Source organism: Sphingobium indicum BiD32 (genome assembly GCF_000382885.1).
Lineage (GTDB): Bacteria > Pseudomonadota > Alphaproteobacteria > Sphingomonadales > Sphingomonadaceae > Sphingobium > Sphingobium japonicum_C.
Map to the genome: position 1 here is coordinate 1 of NZ_CAVK010000239.1, position 1,352 is coordinate 1,352.

Here is a 1,352-nt window from a genome sequence, read left to right on the forward strand (position 1 = left end):
CTGATGATGTGGACGCCCCCGCACCGACCGGCAGTTGCTATGCTGTCGTCGGTCAACCGAGAGGAAGAGGAGAGTTTGCAATGGCGATCACGACGATTGGGCTCGATCTGGCGAAGAGCGTATTCCAGGCACACGGCATCGACGAGAGCGGTGCCACGGTGCTGGTGAAGAAGCTGCACCGCAAGCAGATGCTGCCTTTCTTCTCGAAGCTGCCGCCTTGCCTGATCGCGGTGGAGGCTTGCGGAACAGCTCATTACTGGGCTCGCACGCTTGCAGCGCTTGGCCACGAAGTCCGCCTGATACCGCCATCGTACGTCAAGGCTTACGTAAAGCGGGGCAAGAGCGATGCGCTAGATGCCGAAGCGATCTGCGAAGCCGTGCAGCGACCAACCATGAGGTTCGTGCCGGTCAAAACGGTCGAGCAACAGGGCATTCTTATGACCCATCGCGCCCGATCCCTTCTCGTGCGGCAACGGACCATGCTCGCCAACGCACTGCGTGCGCATCTTGCTGAGCTGGGCCACGTCGCCAACCCCGGCATTGGCAACCTCGCCAAGCTGGCCGAGCAGGTGATGGCTGACAAGGATGTCCTGCCATCCTACGCTCGTACAGCATTGGAGATATTGATCCGCCAGATCATGGCCGTCAGCGCCGAGATTACGGAACTGGATCAGCAGCTTGCCACTTGGCATACCCAGAGTGAGGCCAGTCGCCGACTTGCCGCGATCCCCGGCCTCGGCATCATCACGGCAACAGCGATAGCTGCGACCGTTACGGATGCCGAGCAATTCTCTTCAGGCAGGCAGTTCGCCGCCTGGCTCGGGCTGACACCGCGACAACACTCAACTGGGGGGAAAACCAGACTTGGCGGCATCTCCAAGCAAGGCGACCGATACCTGCGCCGATTGCTCGTTGTCGGGGCCACCGCAGTCATGCGCCACGTCAAGGATAAGCCTACGCCGATGGCGAACTGGATCAGGAAGCTATCCGAGAAAAAACCCTTCCGGCTCGTCTCGGTGGCCCTTGCCAACAAACTCGCCCGGATCGCTTGGGTCGTGCTGACCCGCAAGGAGGCCTATCACCCCTATGCCCATTTGACCTGATAACCTCAGGTCACCCGAAATGGTAATGGCAGTCGATGATGAGTAACGATCGAGCCAATGGTGAGGCCAACCCGTCTGATTCAATGCGCTTCAACGCGCGGGAGCCTGTTTAGGGACCTCACCGGCGGATTTCCATCAGGGCCAGCGGCAGTAAGAATGCCGCACAAACAGGCCGGACATATGAAAGCAACCGATCAAACTCGTCCCGACAAAATGCCCTTGCCAAGGGGGCGTCCACATATGAATCAG

1 protein-coding gene is annotated in these 1,352 nt (G+C 59.6%); it reads left to right on the forward strand.

Features of this window, described 5'->3' with window-relative positions:
* The first annotated feature begins 80 nt into the window (after positions 1–80).
* A complete protein-coding gene (locus EBBID32_RS20975) occupies positions 81–1,103 on the forward strand; it encodes an IS110 family transposase (RefSeq protein ID WP_006966602.1) in 1,023 nt (340 codons plus the stop codon).
* Positions 1,104–1,352: the final 249 nt, after the last annotated feature.

Bases quoted from the DNA above. Each gene is read 5' to 3' on its own strand.
- EBBID32_RS20975 (WP_006966602.1), top strand. From the start codon at position 81: ATGGCGATCACGACGATTGGGCTCGATCTGGCGAAGAGCGTATTCCAG.